This window comes from Chitinophaga niabensis, assembly GCF_039545795.1.
Taxonomy (GTDB): Bacteria; Bacteroidota; Bacteroidia; order Chitinophagales; family Chitinophagaceae; genus Chitinophaga; species Chitinophaga niabensis_B.
Genome location: NZ_CP154260.1, coordinates 6,569,594 through 6,586,206, shown reverse-complemented (window position 1 = coordinate 6,586,206; position 16,613 = coordinate 6,569,594). Strand labels below are relative to the sequence as shown.

18 protein-coding genes are annotated in these 16,613 nt (G+C 44.7%); 4 read left to right on the top strand and 14 right to left on the bottom strand.

The genetic code is table 11. The annotated features are described in order from the left end of the window. Nucleotides 1-106 precede the first annotated feature (106 nt). On the top strand, nt 107-1,540 hold the full coding sequence (locus AAHN97_RS26520; RefSeq protein ID WP_343305094.1) for a PAS domain-containing protein: 1,434 nt from the start codon (nt 107-109) through the stop codon (nt 1,538-1,540). A 3-nt stretch (nt 1,541-1,543) separates the two neighbouring features. Here the strand turns inward: AAHN97_RS26520 and AAHN97_RS26515 are convergent, their stop codons facing one another. The 10 genes from AAHN97_RS26515 to AAHN97_RS26470 all read right to left on the bottom strand — a co-directional run bounded on the left by AAHN97_RS26515 (nt 1,544) and on the right by AAHN97_RS26470 (nt 9,162). Continuing rightward, nucleotides 1,544-1,918: a hypothetical protein gene (locus AAHN97_RS26515; RefSeq protein WP_343305093.1), complete on the bottom strand. Its 375-nt coding sequence runs from the start codon at nt 1,916-1,918 to the stop codon at nt 1,544-1,546. 121 nt (nt 1,919-2,039) lie between these two features. Next, entirely contained in the window at nt 2,040-2,753 is a 714-nt protein-coding gene (locus tag AAHN97_RS26510) for a pirin family protein (protein WP_343305092.1), read from the bottom strand. A gap of 166 nt (nt 2,754-2,919) precedes the next feature. Beyond that, nucleotides 2,920-3,330: an OsmC family protein gene (locus AAHN97_RS26505; protein WP_074241164.1), complete on the bottom strand. Its 411-nt coding sequence runs from the start codon at nt 3,328-3,330 to the stop codon at nt 2,920-2,922. Between the two features lie 267 nt (nt 3,331-3,597). After that, nucleotides 3,598-4,125: a YceI family protein gene (locus AAHN97_RS26500; RefSeq protein ID WP_343305091.1), complete on the bottom strand. Its 528-nt coding sequence runs from the start codon at nt 4,123-4,125 to the stop codon at nt 3,598-3,600. 46 nt (nt 4,126-4,171) lie between these two features. Then, the gene (locus AAHN97_RS26495; protein ID WP_343305090.1) at nt 4,172-5,047 is read right to left on the bottom strand and encodes a pirin family protein; all 876 of its coding nucleotides are present in this window, start codon (nt 5,045-5,047) and stop codon (nt 4,172-4,174) included. 106 nt (nt 5,048-5,153) lie between these two features. Further along, nucleotides 5,154-6,068 (bottom strand): helix-turn-helix domain-containing protein, encoded by a 915-nt coding sequence (locus tag AAHN97_RS26490; protein WP_343305089.1) that lies wholly within the window; start codon nt 6,066-6,068, stop codon nt 5,154-5,156. A 5-nt stretch (nt 6,069-6,073) separates the two neighbouring features. Next, nucleotides 6,074-6,865 carry a segregation and condensation protein A gene (locus AAHN97_RS26485; protein WP_074241172.1) on the bottom strand — a complete coding sequence of 264 codons (792 nt, stop codon included), beginning with the start codon at nt 6,863-6,865 and terminating at the stop codon, nt 6,074-6,076. 66 nt (nt 6,866-6,931) lie between these two features. Next, nucleotides 6,932-7,876 carry a DUF3078 domain-containing protein gene (locus AAHN97_RS26480; protein ID WP_343305088.1) on the bottom strand — a complete coding sequence of 315 codons (945 nt, stop codon included), beginning with the start codon at nt 7,874-7,876 and terminating at the stop codon, nt 6,932-6,934. Between the two features lie 77 nt (nt 7,877-7,953). Further along, nucleotides 7,954-8,328 carry a large-conductance mechanosensitive channel protein MscL gene (gene mscL / locus AAHN97_RS26475; protein ID WP_343305087.1) on the bottom strand — a complete coding sequence of 125 codons (375 nt, stop codon included), beginning with the start codon at nt 8,326-8,328 and terminating at the stop codon, nt 7,954-7,956. 60 nt (nt 8,329-8,388) lie between these two features. Further along, the gene (locus tag AAHN97_RS26470; RefSeq protein ID WP_343305086.1) at nt 8,389-9,162 is read right to left on the bottom strand and encodes a PPK2 family polyphosphate kinase; all 774 of its coding nucleotides are present in this window, start codon (nt 9,160-9,162) and stop codon (nt 8,389-8,391) included. Nucleotides 9,163-9,232: 70 nt separating this feature from the next. Here AAHN97_RS26470 and AAHN97_RS26465 point away from each other — a divergent pair, with 70 nt between their 5' ends. Continuing rightward, nucleotides 9,233-10,099 carry a DMT family transporter gene (locus AAHN97_RS26465; RefSeq protein ID WP_343305085.1) on the top strand — a complete coding sequence of 289 codons (867 nt, stop codon included), beginning with the start codon at nt 9,233-9,235 and terminating at the stop codon, nt 10,097-10,099. A gap of 55 nt (nt 10,100-10,154) precedes the next feature. Here the strand turns inward: AAHN97_RS26465 and frr are convergent, their stop codons facing one another. Together frr and AAHN97_RS26455 are read right to left on the bottom strand one after the other, a co-directional pair. Beyond that, nucleotides 10,155-10,718 (bottom strand): ribosome recycling factor, encoded by a 564-nt coding sequence (gene frr / locus AAHN97_RS26460; protein ID WP_343305084.1) that lies wholly within the window; start codon nt 10,716-10,718, stop codon nt 10,155-10,157. A 104-nt stretch (nt 10,719-10,822) separates the two neighbouring features. Next, nucleotides 10,823-11,893: an MraY family glycosyltransferase gene (locus AAHN97_RS26455; RefSeq protein ID WP_343308288.1), complete on the bottom strand. Its 1,071-nt coding sequence runs from the start codon at nt 11,891-11,893 to the stop codon at nt 10,823-10,825. Nucleotides 11,894-12,123: 230 nt separating this feature from the next. On the opposite strand from AAHN97_RS26455, the gene AAHN97_RS26450 reads away from it, so the two are divergent. Then, complete coding sequence (locus tag AAHN97_RS26450; RefSeq protein ID WP_343305083.1) at nt 12,124-12,963, top strand: transketolase; 840 nt, start codon at nt 12,124-12,126, stop codon at nt 12,961-12,963. Between the two features lie 57 nt (nt 12,964-13,020). Here AAHN97_RS26450 and AAHN97_RS26445 read toward each other — a convergent pair whose 3' ends face one another. Both AAHN97_RS26445 and rbfA read right to left on the bottom strand, forming a co-directional pair. Next, nucleotides 13,021-14,253, bottom strand: a complete 1,233-nt coding sequence (locus AAHN97_RS26445) for an ABC transporter permease (protein ID WP_343305082.1) — start codon at nt 14,251-14,253, stop codon at nt 13,021-13,023. A gap of 8 nt (nt 14,254-14,261) precedes the next feature. Beyond that, nucleotides 14,262-14,627, bottom strand: coding sequence for a 30S ribosome-binding factor RbfA (rbfA, locus tag AAHN97_RS26440; protein WP_074241188.1), 366 nt, complete (start codon nt 14,625-14,627; stop codon nt 14,262-14,264). 113 nt (nt 14,628-14,740) lie between these two features. Here rbfA and AAHN97_RS26435 point away from each other — a divergent pair, with 113 nt between their 5' ends. Beyond that, nucleotides 14,741-16,561, top strand: coding sequence for an ABC transporter ATP-binding protein (locus AAHN97_RS26435; RefSeq protein ID WP_343305081.1), 1,821 nt, complete (start codon nt 14,741-14,743; stop codon nt 16,559-16,561). Nucleotides 16,562-16,613: the final 52 nt, after the last annotated feature.

The window sequence follows — 16,613 nt, the reverse complement described above, 5'->3', positions numbered from 1 at the left end:
CTCTAAAGCAGCAAGTCTTTATCTCCTCCTGGGATTGGTATGGACAAGCTGCTATAGCTGGATTTGGCTTTCTCTCGCAGCACGGTTCCCCTCAGTTAACCTCGCTTTGCTCCAGTATTTGTTGCATGCGTTCTTTATTGCCGGCTCGGCTGTTTTTATTTACGTGCTCGTTAGAAAGGACTTCAGAAAGAACATTAAACATTCAGAACAGTACCGGCAGTTGTTTTATGAACATCCGGTACCCATGTGGATCTATGATTGGAAGACTTTGCGATTCCTGGCAGTGAACAATGCTGCTATTCAGAAGTATGGATACAGCAGCGAAGAATTTCAGCAGATGAGTATCCTGGATATCCGCGATCCGTCTACCATTCCACAGATCCTGGAAGATGTAAAAAAAACGATTCAACATATTGCTTACCGCGGCATCTGGCAGCATCGGAAAAAGAACCAGGAAGTATTTGCAGTAGAGATCTATTCACACAGTACAAAGTATAGAGGACGGGATGCCCGTATTGTTATGGCAATTGATGTGGATGCCGAAATCAGATCAACTATTATGGCCAAAGACATTGGAACCCGCTATGAATTATTGGCACAGGTGACCCAGGATTATATTTATTACTGGGACATTGCCACCAACCACGTGACACGCAATCACGGGCCGGCTTCCCTTTTTGGATATAAGGAAGAAGATATCCTCCATAACGGAGCCTGGTGGAAGGAAAATGTACATCCGGATGATATCGGTAAAGTAATGACTTCCGTTGAACAGGCCATGCGTAACGGTGATATCAACTGGGAAGAGGAATACCGTTTCCGTTGTGCGGATGGCCAGTATAAATATGTGAACGACCGTGGGTACATTATCTATAATGATCAGAAACAACCGGTAAGGATGATCGGTGCGGTGCAGGATATTGATGACAATACCCGGCAGAAACATGAGATAGAGTTATTGTCTATGGTGGCCAGCAAAACAATCAGTTCCGTGCTGATCACGAATGCTGCCGGTGAAATTGAATGGGTGAATGAAGGGTTTGTGCAACAGACGGGATACACTTTAATAGAATCTCTCGGAAGACGGCCCAGGGAACTGCTGAGCGGCCCTTCTTCCAACAAGGATACCTTGCAGGAGATAGATATAAAAATGGCCAGCAAAAAGCCCTTCTCTGAAGAATATGTGAACTATAAAAAGAATGGGGAAGCTTATTGGGTAAAAATGGATGTTACACCCATCCTGCAGGAAGACGGGAATGTTTTCAAATTTGTATCTATCCAAACGGATGTTACGGAACGCAAAAAGTTTGTGAACCAGCTACAGCATCAGAATGAAGTATTGCAGGAAATAGCCCGCATCAATTCACATGATATCAGGAAGCCGGTTGCTTCTATACTGGGCATTGTTTCCGTGATGGACCTGGATAAGAACGAACCTGCCCTCAACACCCGTTTATTACAGATGTTACAGGAAAGTACAAAAGAGCTGGATGCTATGTTGTACAAGATCCAGGATAACCTGAAAAAGATGAATGACTAAAGCCTATTTGAAGGATTCGAACTGGTGGAACTCCCCTTTTAATTCATCGTGTAGTTTGTGAAAAACCTGCATACGGTCCTGCATGGTATTGAAGTCGTCTATCGGTCTGTCCTGGTGGATGAAAACAGGGTTGTTGTTACCCATGCTTTTTGCCGATTGTTTGAGATCATGACACATTTCGTCTGCAACTTCCAGCTGGCGGATAAACTGGTTTTGAAAGTGCTCGATGCCCACCATTCTTTCCGGGTCTGCCTGGAGTGGGACTATTTCTTCCAACCTGCTGCGCATGGAACGTATGTTGTTCCTGACTTCGTCAACTTCTCCTCTCCAGGCGAGGAGCTGTGCCTGCAGGTCTGATGTCTGTGTTGGTACTTCCATGATATATTGATTTAATTGAAATAAACATATCGATTTCCCTTTCACTTCTAATTTACGACACTTTTCTCTTTCAAAGCACAAACATCCGGGGATTTTATTCACCGGATGTTTGTTGTTTTTGTCAGGCAACCATGGGTATATCCATTAACAAAAATGAAGCATCTTCCTGCACGCTGAGGTCCAGTTTATCATAGTCTGAAACTGCTATAGCATCGCGGCTGTCCAGTATTTCATCTCCTACTTTCACCTTACCGCTGAGCACTAAAAGATAAGCACCATTGTCCTTTAATTTAGGGCTGTAAGTAAGGGTCTGGCCTTTATCGAACTGCCCGAGAGAGAACCATGCATCCTGGTTGATCCAGAGTGTTTCTTCACTTTCTTCAGGTGCTACCACTAACTGCAATTTATTATGCCGGTCAGCAGGGTCAAATGTTTTCTGATCGTAGCGGGGTTGAATATCTTTTACTTTTGGAAACAACCATATCTGCAGGAATTTAACGGTTTCTGTTTTGGAAGCGTTAAACTCTGAGTGTTGTATACCTTTACCGGCACTCATGATCTGCACATCGTGCTGATTGATGATCTTATGCCTGCCTGTATTGTCTTTATGTTCCAACGCGCCGGATAAAGGAATACTTACTATTTCCATATTATCGTGGGGGTGTGCACCGAAGCCCATGCCGCCTTTTACAGTATCATCGTTCAGCACGCGTAATGCACCGAAATGAATTCGTTCGGGGTTGTAATAACCTGCAAAGCTGAAGGTGTGATAAGACTGCAACCATCCGTGATCTGCGAATCCGCGGGTATTTCCGCGGTGAATAACTGTTTTCATATTTAAATCCTCCTGTTTGTTTTTCTATTGCAAAGATCCTTCAAACAAGCGCTTTTATCAATGGACGAATTCGACAAAAGCATGCACTATTCCTTATAAGTCTTTACAACAACAAAGGCCGTCAGCATTGCTTTCCGGCCTTTGAAATATTTGTATGCAAGCTCGTTTACACCAGCTTTGCATCCATAGTGATCTTTGTGTTGAGCAGTTTGGAGATAGGGCAATTCTCTTCTGCATCTTTTGCATATTCCGCAAATTTTTCAGCATCCAAACCAGGTACGCTGGCAGTTACTTCCAGGTGGCTGTTAGTGATAGCGCCATTCTCAAAAGTGATGGTAGCTTTTGTATCAATGTTACCGGGTGTTAAACCTGCTGCAGAAATAACAAAGCTCAGCTTCATGGTAAAGCAACCTGCGTGTGCGGCAGCAACCAGTTCTTCAGGATTAGTACCTGCGCCATCTTCAAAACGGCTGGTGAAAGAATAGGGGGTATTGCTCAATACACCTGTTTGGGTTGAAACTGTTCCTTTTCCTTCTTTACCGGTGCCTTTCCAATTGGCAGATGCGGATCTTTTCATGATTCAAATTTTTTATGGGTGAAATGTGAGTGATAGAGGTCTAAAATTAATGAATTATCGTAAACCCGTTGTTAATAAATAAAACCGGGCGAATTAAATCGCCCGGTTCACCTAAAACCCTAGACATTCATCTGCACTAATTCCACAAAATCTTTCATCAGGCATGTATCTCATCTGCAGTTCTTAACCTTCTCACATGCTTCCAGCCTATCTCTCGTTAACCTTCTATGCCGGGTATTGGTCCGTAGTATCTATTGATTGGTTTACTTATGCTTGTTTGATCATTTGCACGGCAGCGATCAGGCGCACTTCATCACTTACCACTAATCCACCGGCTTCTGTAGTAGCCGTCCAGGTTAAACCGAAATCTTTACGGTTGATCTTACCTGTGAGTTCAAAACCGGCTTTGGTTTGACCATAAGGGTCTACTGTAATCCCGGTATATTCCACGTTCAGTTCAACGGGGCGGGTATTACCACGGATGGTCAGATCACCTTTCAGTACAAAGTTTTCAGCATCTTTCTTCTTTACTTCGGTAGAAGCAAAAGTAATTTTAGGGTGGTTTGCCGCATCAAAGAAATCTTCGCCTTTCAGGTGTTCATCACGTTGTGTATTCTTGGTGCTGATGCTGCTTACGTTTGATTCAAAAGTGATCTTTGCATCGCTGAAATCATCCTTATCTCCGCTGAGGGTAGCATCGTATTCTCCGAAATAACCGGTCACGTTAGTGATCATCAGGTGTTTTACTTTAAATTCTATTTCGCTATGCAGCGCATCAATTTTCCAGGTTGCCATTTGTTTGTAGTTTTAATTTTTTATGAATGATTAGTGTTTATTGGTCTTAGTTCAGTGAGCCCATTTTGCCGTTGTTGTAATCTTCAACAGCCTGTATGATCTCTTCTTTCGTATTCATTACAAAGGGCCCATATGCGAAGATGGCTTCGTTCAAAGGCTCCCCGTTCAACACCAGCAGGCTGGTATCTGTGAGTGCTGTGATGGTAATGGTTTCACCGGCTGTTTCAAACACGGCGATCTCCACTCCCTTTGCTGTATGTGTATCATTGAAGCGGGCTTCACCTTTCAGGGCAACGATGCCTGTGGTATAACCCTCCGGTAAATGCAGTGTTATTGTTTTACCTGCCTTTAATTGTATATCGAACAAGTTCACCGGGCTAAAAGTTTTTGCGGCGCCTTTTTGTCCATTATAATCTCCGGCAATAATGCGCAGATAACTTTCTTCGCCCAAGTCCACTACAGGGATATCTTTTTTCTCCAGGTTCTGGTAGCGGGGCGGATCCATTTTATGCGCTTTGGGAAGGTTCACCCAGAGCTGTACCATTTCAAGGACGCCGCCGTTCTTTGTGAATTCCGTTTCATGCTTTTCTTCATGCACCACACCGGAAGCTGCAGTCATCCATTGCACATCACCTGCGGCAATTTTACCTGCATTTCCACCGGAATCACGATGTTCCAGTGCACCCTGGTAAGCAATTGTTACGGTTTCAAATCCACGGTGCGGATGTTCTTCCACACCACGGGGTTTGTCTGATGGAGGAAAGTAGCTGGGGGCCGCATAGTCCAGCAGGAAGAAAGGGCTTAACTGCTTTTCCAGGCTGCGATTGCCATTCGGGAAAAGGTTCTGCACTTTAAATCCATCGCCAACCATATGTGATTGTGCGCCCTGGTAAATACGTGCTACTTTTTTGAAGGTTGTCATTTGTGTGTTCTCCTTTTAAAGACAACACAAAATTACATGTTACAACATCTAACTGAAATGGATAGAACACTTTAAAAGGTGGACATTTTTACCCTTTCCAATTAAATTATTGATTTACAGGAACTTTCGCCAGCTCTTTAAACTCTGAGGGCGACTGGTTGGTGTATTTCTTAAAGAACCGGGAGAAGTAGTGCGGATCGTCAAAACCCAGTTTATAGGCGATCTCTTTGGCGGTAAGGTCTGTATTATATAACAGGCGCTGGGCTTCCAGGATCACGCGGTTGCGGATATGCTCTCCTGCAGTAATGCCGGACAGTTGTTTGCTGATCTCATTGAGCAGTACGGGCTTGATATGCAGCAGGGCGGCATAGTCGGACACGTTTTTCAACTGCTGGTATTTTTCCTCAATGAGGGATTTGAAGTTGATGAACAGGGCGCTGTTATGTTTAGCGTGGTATTCCGGAATTACGGAAATAGGCTGCGGCGCATTACGGGAGGCCACTACGAGGAAGTATTGCAACAGGTTTTGAAAGGCTACTTCGTAGTTAGGTTGTTTATTTTCCACTTCCTGCATCATGCGCCCTACCATCCATTCCAGTTCAGATTCATCTGATTTGCTGGCAATATGGATCACAGAGCTGAAATGATCGTTCACAAAAAGGCGGTTCCTGACCAGGGACATTTTGGACTGGTCGCTGGGGCACATGAGGGAATCGTGAAAAGCGATCATATAGCCATCCACTTTCTCAGAGAAGTTCATCTGGTGTACCTGACCGGGGGCCAGGAAGAACAGGGTATTGTCCTTTACCACATGTGTAACGGCATCGATGGTATGTGTGAGCTGCCCTTTTTTAATCCAGTAAATGGTATAAAAGTTATGCCGGTGGGGAGCTTCCTGGTGTTCAAAGAAATTGGGCCCCATACCGCAAAGGGTGGATACGCTGAAATCTGCGGTTTCCTCTGCACTTTGTGCATATTCCGGTAGAGAAACGATCTCTATATGTTCTTTCTTTTCTGCCATTTTATTTATTCTTCGAATACTACTGGTTCTCCTTCCGGTCTTTCAGAAGGATCAACATAATCGATGATAAAGTTATTCCGTCCTTCGCCTACCATAATACTGAGGAACCTGGCCTGCACCAGTTCCAGCATACCCAGGAACAGGAATATTGCATGTACCCGGTCTTTACAATGATCGAAGATCTTTTCAAAGGCCATGGTTCTTTCTGTGCGTGCCAGGTCCAGCATATATTCCCGGGAGCCTTCCATGGTATAGTCATATTTATATACCACGTGCTGGGGTTTATTGTTACGTTCCTTGACCCGCTGCATGATCTTTTCAAAGGTTTTGGTAAGTTTGAAAAGCGTAAGGGTCTGTACCTCAGTGCCTTCGCTGGTCACTTCTCCAATGATGGCCAATTCCCGGGCAATATTACCCCGTTTCATCTGCAGCATACGGTCCGCCTCTTTCTCCGCCAGTTCTGCGGCTGCCTGTTTGAAACGTTTGTATTCCAGGATCTTATCTACCAGTTCCATACGGGGGTCAATTTCATTACCCGCTTCGTCCAGCTCTTTGCGGGGGATCAGCATTTTTGCCTTGATCCGCATCAGGGTGGAAATGAAGAGGATGAATTCACTGGCCAGCTCAATGTTCAGTGTTTCAAGATGGTGGATATAATCCAGGAAGTCGTTGGTAATACTGGTGATAGGGATATTATAAATATCCAGTTCATCTCTTTCAATAAAGAAAAGCAACAGATCGAACGGCCCCTCGAACTGGGCTAATTTGATCTTGTATATCTCTTGGTCGTTAGCCATAATTAAATAATAAAAACCTGCCGGTAGGCCCGACAGGTTTATCAAAAATAAGGAAAATCCCCTGAATCAGAATTTAGCGGTAAGACCTATGCCCAGCACCTGTTTTATTTGTAGCCGGGGGCCTTTTACGCCGGTTTTGGTATTTTCAAACTCCTTCACATCATCATCGTAGATCATATCTACATTCACATTGGCACTGATCCATTTGTTCACTTTCAGGGCCAGGGTATTGGTCCAGAATACGTCTATATTCTGTGGATTATGTTTGTAATTGGAAAAAAGCTCCAGTTTTGAGCGGAATGTGATGTTCTTCACAATTTCCTTGTTCCAGGTGGCGGCCAGGTAAGCACCGAACTCCCCTTTTACATGTTTCCCGGTATCCACACCATAGGCCCCTTTGGCAGACAGGGTATCGTCCATCACTACTACCCAGCGGGCAGTGATGGGGGACATGAACAATGAAAACTCCTTATTGGGCATATAATCAATACCCGGGGACAGTACGATATATGCAGGAGCAAAGAACTTAGATGTCAGTTGCCTGGTAGTGTCTGCCGGATACAGGTAACCATTTGCAAACTGCGTTCTGAGGTTGAATAAAGCGCCCAGGTACCAGTGTTTTCCTATTTCGTACCCGTATTTGGAGGTCATATCAATCCGGTCGTCACTTTTACGGCTGCCAAGGCTGGTGGTGTTCACATAACCGTAAGCAAGGTCAATATTATTATCCCAGGAGTGTTTTCCTTTTTTATAATTCGCGAAAGCGTTTAAGGTACCGAGCAGGGAGAGTGATAGTTTATCACCACCTGCTGCCCAGTTCGTTAAAGATCCCTGGTTGAACATGAGGCCAAAATTGCCTCCCTTCTTCCATAATCTGCCAGTGGTATCTTTCTCTGCATTCTTAATCTTGGCTGCTGCTTCTTCTCTTACTTTCTTCATACTATTGTCTTGCGCCTGTATGGATCCAAAGGTCAGCAGGCACAGGGTAACAGCTAAATAAAACTTCTTCATTCTCAAATTGGTTATATAGATTAAATAGTGAACGGTTGGCCGTTGCCCGGCCAACCGTCTATCTTAACAAGGTTGAATTATTTTTGTTTAATGGCATCGCGGATCTCCATCAGCAATTTCTCTTCTGTGGTGGGGCCTGCAGGTGCTACGGGTTCTTCTGGTTTTTTCAGCCGGTTAATAGCCCTTACGAGGAGAAAGATAGCGAAGGCTACTATTATGAATTCTACCGTTGCCTGGAGAAACATACCGTATTTCACTTCGGCAGTTCCCACTTTGATCATCAGGCCTTTGAAATCAAATCCACCGATCAGGATTCCTACCAATGGCATAATGATCGCATCAACAAGAGAACCTACAATCTTTCCGAAAGCAGCGCCGATCACAACACCCACTGCGAGATCGATCACATTGCCTTTCATGGCAAAGGCTTTAAATTCACTGAAAAAAGACATACGCTAAAATTTAGTGTTAAGAAATAATGAATGGTATATACTAACCGCGATATTAATAATTTACGCTTGGTTATCCTCATTATTTTTTGGTACCGGCAATTTAGGGAACTTCATCTTCAATGATCTTAGTGTATCCCTTACCGTTTTAGCCACCACGTATTCCTTATACCAGTTCTGATCTGCCGGTACAATGATCCAGGGCACTTTATCGCACTGCCGGAATACATCTTCATATGCTTTCCAGTATGTTTTAAAGAGTTTAGCTTCTGCAAAATCTTTTTCGTTGTACTTCCACATTTTTGTTGGGTCCTGCGTACGTTCTGTGAGCCGTTGTTTTTGTTCTTCCGGTGAAACGTGTAAATAGAATTTCAGAATGTGGGTATCGTTATGTTCCGTCAGCAGTTTCTCAAAATCATTGATGGCATCAAATCTTCTTTTGATCGTTTTTTCATCTACCCATTTATGCACACGTTGCACCAATACATCCTCATAATGGGAGCGGTTGAATACCTGGATCATTCCCTTAGCGGGTGCATGCTGATGTATCCGCCACAGGAAATCATGGTCCATCTGTTCTTCCGTAGGTGCTTTAAAAGGCTGCACCTGTACCCCCATCGGGTTCATCATACCAAACACATTACGGATCACGCCATCTTTACCGCTGGCATCCATTCCCTGTAATACAACCAATAAACTATGTTTATGTTCAGCGTAGAGGAGATTTTGCAAGTCGTCCAGTTCACCCTGGATCCTTCTGAACTGCTCTTTGGTTTGCTCCTTCCCGAACTTCTGTGGGGCCGTAGTGGCTATTGATGAGAGTTTTACAGTAGGCATACGCGTAAGATCTTTATTAAATTTAAGCAAATTTATTTAGCATACCGGGATTCGGTATCTTTACGGCCCTATGGACCAACGCTTATTAAACTGGGGGATCTTTCTGCTCCTGTCCCTTACCTGGGGCAGCTCTTTCATACTGATGAAGCTGGGTCTGGAATCCTTTAACCCTTACCAGGTAGCAAGCCTGAGGCTTATTTCAGGTGGTCTGGCATTACTTCCTTTTTTCCTGAAAGCGATACGCGAAGTGCCTAAAAGTAAACTTCCCCTGATCATTGTTTCCGGCCTGTTGGGTAATGGTATCCCCGCTTACCTGTTCTGCATTGCGGAAACGAGGATAGACAGTTCGCTGGCAGGTATGCTTAATTCTTTCACACCGGTATTTGCCTTATTCTTTGGGCTGGTGATCTTTCGCGCTCCTGTAGCAAAAAGGCAACTGATAGGCCTTGCGATAGGTTTTGTTGGGGTGATCTGTTTATTCCTTGCCAAAGGGATCAATACAAATGAATACTGGTACTATGGCTTCTTTGTAGTACTGGCTACAGCCTGTTATGGGTTGAACATTACTATTGTGCATCATTACCTGAAAGGGCATGCCTCTATGCACCTGGTATCCATCTCTCTTTTCTTTATGGCCGTGTTTGCCTTGCCTATCTTGTTATCCGGTAATTTCTTCTCTTTATTCCAGGGAGATGATAAACCCTGGATGAGCCTTGGTGCGAGTGTATTATTAGGTGTAATGGGAACAGGTATTGCTTCTATACTTTTCTACCAGCTGATCAGGTCTGCCGGAACTATTTTTGCTTCCATGGTCACTTATGGTTTACCTATAGTAGCTATAGGCTGGGGTTTATTAGCCGGTGAGGTAATCAATGTGCTGCAGGTATTGTGTTTATTTGGGATCATGGGCGGCGTTTACCTGGTGAACCGTAAATAAAAAGAGGCTGTTCCCTTTAAGAAACAGCCTCCTGCAGATCTTTATACCCGAGGGCTTAAATAGCCATAATCTCTTTGTCCTTAGCTGCGCAATGCTTGTCTATTATCTGGATGAATTTATCCGTCAGCTCCTGTACATCCGCTTCAGCGTCCTTCGCAATATCTTCACTCAGTCCGTCTTTCTGTAATTTCTTGATAGATTCGATAGCATCTCTGCGGATATTCCGGATAGCTACCTTTCCATGTTCTCCTTCACCATTCACTTTTTTCACGAGTTCTCTACGGCGTTCTTCTGTAAGCGGAGGCAGGAAAAGGCGTATGATGATACCATCGTTCTGCGGATTGAGGCCAATATTGGAAGCAATGATAGCGCGTTCAATAGGTTGAAGCATGTTCTTTTCCCAGGGCTGGATGGTGAGGGTACGGGCATCGGCCACACTCACATTTGCAACCTGGTTCAAAGCAGTGGGAGCACCATAGTAATCAACATAAATACCATCCAGGATCTGCGTATTCGCTTTACCAGCCCTTATTTTGGTGAGCTCGGTTTCCAGGTGCGAAATTGAATGCTGCATGGTTTCCTTTGCATCCTCCAGGATTAAATTAAGTTCGTCTTGCATAAGAAATAATACTTAAAGTGCATGCAAACCTACATGAAATCTTTTAATCATCAAAGGATGAGCCAGGATAGAAAAAGTAAATGGAGTTTATACAGGTGGCAATATTACTTGTCCTGTAACATTCCTTCTGTATTGATACGCAGAATCTTAGGTTTAGTAATGGCTGGCGCCACTTCTACTTCTTCCGCTAATACCACAGCCGGTTTCGGTGTTTCTTTCCGTTTCTTCAACACGAAAAGTATAGCGGTGAACCCTAAGGCCAGTGAGCCGATCAGGCCCATGAGGTAAGTTGTACCTATACTTTGTAAGGAAAAGGCTAAAGTGATAAAACCTGCATTGAACACCACGGCCACCAATGTTGCCTGGCGGTGCGAAAGCCCCAGGGCCAGCATGTAATGATGAATATGGTGCCTGTCTGCGGTAAAAGGAGATCTGCCGCGGCTCATCCTGATGGCAAATACCCTTAAGGTATCAAACAAAGGAATGATCAGGATGGCAAATGCGATAGCAGGAACTGCCTCCAGCGGCATTTTGCCCACCGGGTTACCTGCAATTTCAATGAATTTAACGATCAGGGTTGCGTTCACCAGACCCACTAAAAGTGAACCGGTATCTCCCATGAATATTTTCGCCGGGGTGATATTGAAGATCAGGAATGCGGCCAGGCCTGCAGCGAGACTGAATCCCATTACGGCAAAAGTAACCTCATTCACATAAAGGAAGTAAGCACCCAGCACTGCGGAAACCAGCATGCCGATACTACCCGCCAGCCCATCGATACCATCGATCAGGTTGAAGGCGTTGATCACTACGATAAAAGTGAAATAGGTAAGTAAAAGGCTGAAGTGGTATGGTAATGTTTCGATGCCGAACATGCCATACATATTGCGGATCTGGAGGTTACCCAGGTAAATGATTGCAAAAGCAGCCACCAGCTGACCTACCAGTTTCTTAACCGGGGAAAGGCCGGTGATATCATCTTTCATACCTACGATGAAAATGACAAAGAAAGCCGCAACAAGATATTGAAGAGGGAAAGTTTGCTGCGAAGGGGCGCAAACCAGTGTTGCCAGCACAAAGCCGGCAAAGAAACCCAATCCACCGAGCGTGGGGATACGGGATTTATGCGATTTGCGCTCGTCTGGTTCGTCATATAGATGTTTCAATTCTGCCACCCGGATTAAAACGGGTATGGCAAAATAGGTTATAACGAAACTCAGGACAGTCGCGATAATTACATTCTCCATACGGGGGGTTGTGGTGCAAAGATATTAAATTCAGTGATATGCGTATCAACATTTTATAAAAACTATGGTTTTTAGCCATTCTTCTAAAAAAACGCGGAATACGCTGAGAATCTGGGCAATTTCTTATTACTTTTGCGGCTTATAAAATGCCAATTATCATGCCAGAACTGAAAGATATAGCCACGCAGATCAGGCGGGACATTGTACGGATGGTACATGCTGTACAAAGCGGACATCCCGGAGGATCCCTGGGCTGTACGGATTATTTTACGGCCTTGTTTTTCAAGGTGATGGAACATCATCCCGAACCATTTGATATGGACGGTAAAGACCAGGACCTTTTCTTCCTCTCCAATGGTCACATTTCTCCTGTGTATTACAGTGCACTGGCGCATTCCGGCTATTTCCCCAAAGCGGAACTGGCTACTTTCCGGAAACTCAATTCCCGCCTTCAGGGGCATCCCACCACACATGAACATCTTCCCGGTGTTCGTATTGCCAGTGGCTCCCTCGGCCAGGGCATGAGTGTTGCACTGGGTGCAGCCCTCTCTAAAAAACTCAATAAAGACAGCAAACTGGTATATTCCCTTCACGGAGATGGTGAACTGGAAGAAGGTCAGAACTGGGAAGCCATTATGTTTGCAGCGCATCATAAAGTGGACAACCTGATCGCAACTGTGGATTATAATGGTCAACAGATCGATGGCCCTACAGATAAAGTAATGAGCCTGGGTGACCTTGGTGCTAAATTCACCTCTTTTGGCTGGGTTGTACTGAATCTGGATAACGGTAATGATGTGGATGAAGTGGTAGCTACCCTGGAAAAGGCGAAAAGCCTTGCCGGCAAAGGCCAGCCTATTGTAATTATCATGAAAACGGGCATGGGTAAAGGCGTTGATTTCATGGAAGGTTCCCATGAATGGCATGGCATTGCTCCTAATGATGAGCAATTAGCGAAAGCCCTGGCGCAATTGCCGGAAACACTGGGTGATTATTAAACCTTACAGTAAGTATAAAAAAAGGCGCCGTGTCAATTGATACGGCGCCTTTATATTTTAAGTGGCTTTTAGTGCTATTTCCTGGCTGGCAGCCCTTTTGGCCGGATACCAACTGGCCAGCACCCCTATAACGAGGATGGTTACACTCACCAGGATAAAATCATCTAAGTGCATCTCCACGGGGAAAGCATCTATCAGAAAAGAACCGCCTCCCAGCTTTACCAGGCCAAAATGCTGCTGCAATAAACAAATGGTGATAGCCAGGCTAAACCCGATGACGCTGCCAGCCCCTGCTATGATCAATCCTTCCGTTAGAAAGATCCGCTGAATAAGACTATTGCGGCTGCCCATGGCTTTCAGGATGGTAATGTCCTTCTGCTTTTCTATCACCAGCATAGATAATGAGCCGATCATGTTGAAAGCGGCAATTACCAGGATAAAGCTCAGGAACACATACACCACCCACTTTTCAGTTTGCATAATATTATATATGGTGGCATTCTGTTCCACACGGGTGAGCACTTTTACCGTATCTCCCAGTAATTCCTGCACTTTCCGCTTCACCTTCTTTTCCGAATACCCCGGCTTCACGGATAATTCCAGGGAAGACATTTCCCCGGGGCTCATGTTCAATAAGTTGCGCAGGAAGCTGATATCTGTGAGGATGTATTTGCTGTCAAACTCCTGCTGGATGGCAAAAGTGCCTACAGGATAGATCACCCCGGTATTCAGGGCCTGTTCAGGAAGTGCCGCATTGAGGTTACTGTTAGCATCCCTTTTAGGCATATATACGTTCACGGGTACCAGGCTATGTTCCACATCCACACCCAACGCAGTTTCTATTCCCATTCCAAATATGGCCTGGTAGCCATTTTCATGGCTAAGGTCAAACCGGCCCCGCACGATCTTGTCCTGCAAACCGGCTACAGATCTGAATGCAGTGTCCACTCCTTTCAGTACGGCAATGGTTTGTTCATTGCCAAAACGCAGTACGGCCTTTTCTTCGATGGACTGTGAATAATGTGCCACGCCCGGGATAGCTGCTATTTCTTTGAGCTGGCTGGCAGTTAGTATAATGGTTTTGCCGGTAGCCGGCGCTACTTTGAGTGTGGGGTAAAAAGAAGAATAGAGTGATTTAACAAGCCCGGTAAAGCCATTGAAAACACTCAGCACTGTGATCAAGGCGGCAGTACCTACTGCAATTGCCCCCACGCTTACCCATGCAATAATATTGATGGCGCTGGTGGATTTGCGGGCCCGGAAATAACGAAGTGCGAACTGCCAGATCATGTTGTAATTTACTTCTTGTCTTTATCCTCGTTGATCTTCTTAAAGAGTTCCTCCATCTTGAACACATGATCCAGCGTATCATCCAGGAAGAAATTGATGTAAGGCACGCGGCGTAATTGTTTGGCTACCCTGTTACCCAGTGCTCCCCTGATCTCACCCATCCGCTCATTGATCTTTTCCAGCATCTCTTCCGGGGATTTGATCTGGAACATGCTTAAATATACCCTTGCCTCCAGCAGGTCTGGCGTCATTTTCACGGAAGAGATGGAGATCATACCTCCCTCTGTAACGTTGAACCCCATACGCATGAATATATCACTCAATTCCTCCTGCACGAGTTGCCCTACCTGCTTTTGCCTTTTTGTTTCTTGCATTTTACTCAATTTAAGCTGAACGCCCCTCCATGGGAATCCGCTCAAAATTAACCATTTTATATGGTTATCCGCCCCGCTTTTAATGTACTTTTGCAGATCATCAATTAACAGGAATGAAGACTTTTAAGCGTTTGCTGGCATTTGTGAAGCCCTTGCACCATTATTTACCGGAATACCTGATCTATTCTATCATCGGGATCATATTCGGACTGGTGAATTTTGCCATGCTGGCTCCCTTGCTGGATGTGCTATTCAGTACGGAAAAAACGGAGGTACCTGCTATGCCTGAATTCTCCCTGACCGTTGGCTATTTTACGGATCTGTTCCAATACTACTTCCTCCAGATCAGCGATGTATATGGTAAGTTAAATGCTTTGGGATTTGTGTGTGCTATTATCGGGGCTGCTACAGTAATTACTAATACTGCCCGTTACCTGGGCATGCGGGTAATGATCCGGTTACGGATGAACATACTGGAAAGGATGCGGAATAAATTATACGAACAGGCAACCACACAATCCCTTTCTTTTTTCAATAAACGCCGTAAAGGAGATCTGTTGTCTGTTATGACGAATGATGTATCTGAAGTAGAATACATCATTGCTAACTCGATACAGGTACTATTGCGTGATCCGCTCATCATTATCGGCACTTTCATTGCGCTGTTCTACATATCGCTGAAGCTTACTTTATTCACCCTGATATTCTTTCCATTGTCCGGCCTGCTGATCTCTTATATTTCAAAACAGCTGCGCAAGAAAGGTTACTACAGCCAGGAGATGTTAGGAAAAATGCTGAATGTGTCCGAAGAAACACTGGGTGGTGTACGTATCATTCAGAGTTTTACGGCACAGAAATATATGCAGCAGAAATTTGGTGCCATCACCCATGCATTTACCCGTTTAAGCAAAGCCATCTATAATCAGCGTGAACTGGCTTCGCCTATTTCAGAAGCATTGGGTGTGATCTTAGTGGTTTTCCTTGTGCTGGTGGGTGGCTATATGGTACTGGAAACCGGAGAAATTAAACCGGGCACTTTCATCATGTACCTGGGATTATACTTCACCATCCTTCAACCCGCAAAGAATATCTCTGCTGCATTCACCTCTATGCAAAGAGGCCTGGTTGCAGGTGAGCGCATCTTTGATGTATTGGATGAACCGGTGGAGATCCAGGATAAAGCTGACGCTATAGCTGTGTCTGCCTTTAAGGATAATATCTCTTATCAAAACCTCTCTTTCAAGTATGATGAACAATATGTATTAAGGGATATTAATCTGACTATTGAAAAAGGAAGGATGATTGCATTGGTAGGAAAAAGCGGTGCCGGTAAATCTACCATGGCAGATCTGCTTCCGCGTTTCTATGATGCGAGTGAAGGAAAGATCACGATAGATGGAAAAGATGTACGTGATCTTAAATTGCAGGACCTGCGGCAATTGATGGGCATCGTTTCGCAGGAAGCTATATTGTTCAATGACAGTGTGTTCAACAACATCGCATTCGGACAAACAGATGCAGACCCTGCTAAGGTGATAGAAGCAGCGAAAATTGCCAATGCGCATGAGTTCATCACACACCTGGAAAATGGTTATGATACCTCCATCGGGGACAGAGGCAGCAAACTCAGTGGTGGTCAGCGTCAACGGCTCACCATTGCGCGGGCCATCTTTAAAAATCCACCGATCCTGATATTGGATGAAGCTACTTCTGCATTGGATACAGAATCCGAAAAGCTGGTGCAGGAGGCGTTGGACAAACTGATGCAGAATCGCACCACCATTGTGATCGCACACCGGCTTTCCACTATCCAGCATGCTCATGAAATAATTGTTATGGATAAGGGTGAGATCATGGAAAGAGGGCAGCACGACCAGCTACTGACCAACAACGGTATCTACAAAAAGCTGGTAGAAATGCAGGAATTTAAATAGTATAAAAAAATACACAACATTAAAAAGGCATTCTGTTGCAGGCAGAATGCCT

Coding starts and splice junctions, on each gene's coding strand:
- AAHN97_RS26515 (WP_343305093.1), bottom strand. CDS start 1,918: ATGGAAGTACCAACACAGACATCAGACCTGCAGGCACAGCTCCTCGCC.
- AAHN97_RS26510 (WP_343305092.1), bottom strand. CDS start 2,753: ATGAAAACAGTTATTCACCGCGGAAATACCCGCGGATTCGCAGATCAC.
- AAHN97_RS26505 (WP_074241164.1), bottom strand. CDS start 3,330: ATGAAAAGATCCGCATCTGCCAATTGGAAAGGCACCGGTAAAGAAGGA.
- AAHN97_RS26500 (WP_343305091.1), bottom strand. CDS start 4,125: ATGGCAACCTGGAAAATTGATGCGCTGCATAGCGAAATAGAATTTAAA.
- AAHN97_RS26495 (WP_343305090.1), bottom strand. CDS start 5,047: ATGACAACCTTCAAAAAAGTAGCACGTATTTACCAGGGCGCACAATCA.
- AAHN97_RS26490 (WP_343305089.1), bottom strand. CDS start 6,068: ATGGCAGAAAAGAAAGAACATATAGAGATCGTTTCTCTACCGGAATAT.
- AAHN97_RS26485 (WP_074241172.1), bottom strand. CDS start 6,865: ATGGCTAACGACCAAGAGATATACAAGATCAAATTAGCCCAGTTCGAG.
- AAHN97_RS26480 (WP_343305088.1), bottom strand. CDS start 7,876: ATGAAGAAGTTTTATTTAGCTGTTACCCTGTGCCTGCTGACCTTTGGA.
- mscL (WP_343305087.1), bottom strand. CDS start 8,328: ATGTCTTTTTTCAGTGAATTTAAAGCCTTTGCCATGAAAGGCAATGTG.
- AAHN97_RS26470 (WP_343305086.1), bottom strand. CDS start 9,162: ATGCCTACTGTAAAACTCTCATCAATAGCCACTACGGCCCCACAGAAG.
- AAHN97_RS26465 (WP_343305085.1), top strand. CDS start 9,233: ATGGACCAACGCTTATTAAACTGGGGGATCTTTCTGCTCCTGTCCCTT.
- frr (WP_343305084.1), bottom strand. CDS start 10,718: ATGCAAGACGAACTTAATTTAATCCTGGAGGATGCAAAGGAAACCATG.
- AAHN97_RS26450 (WP_343305083.1), top strand. CDS start 12,124: ATGCCAGAACTGAAAGATATAGCCACGCAGATCAGGCGGGACATTGTA.
- AAHN97_RS26445 (WP_343305082.1), bottom strand. CDS start 14,253: ATGATCTGGCAGTTCGCACTTCGTTATTTCCGGGCCCGCAAATCCACC.
- rbfA (WP_074241188.1), bottom strand. CDS start 14,627: ATGCAAGAAACAAAAAGGCAAAAGCAGGTAGGGCAACTCGTGCAGGAG.
- AAHN97_RS26435 (WP_343305081.1), top strand. CDS start 14,741: ATGAAGACTTTTAAGCGTTTGCTGGCATTTGTGAAGCCCTTGCACCAT.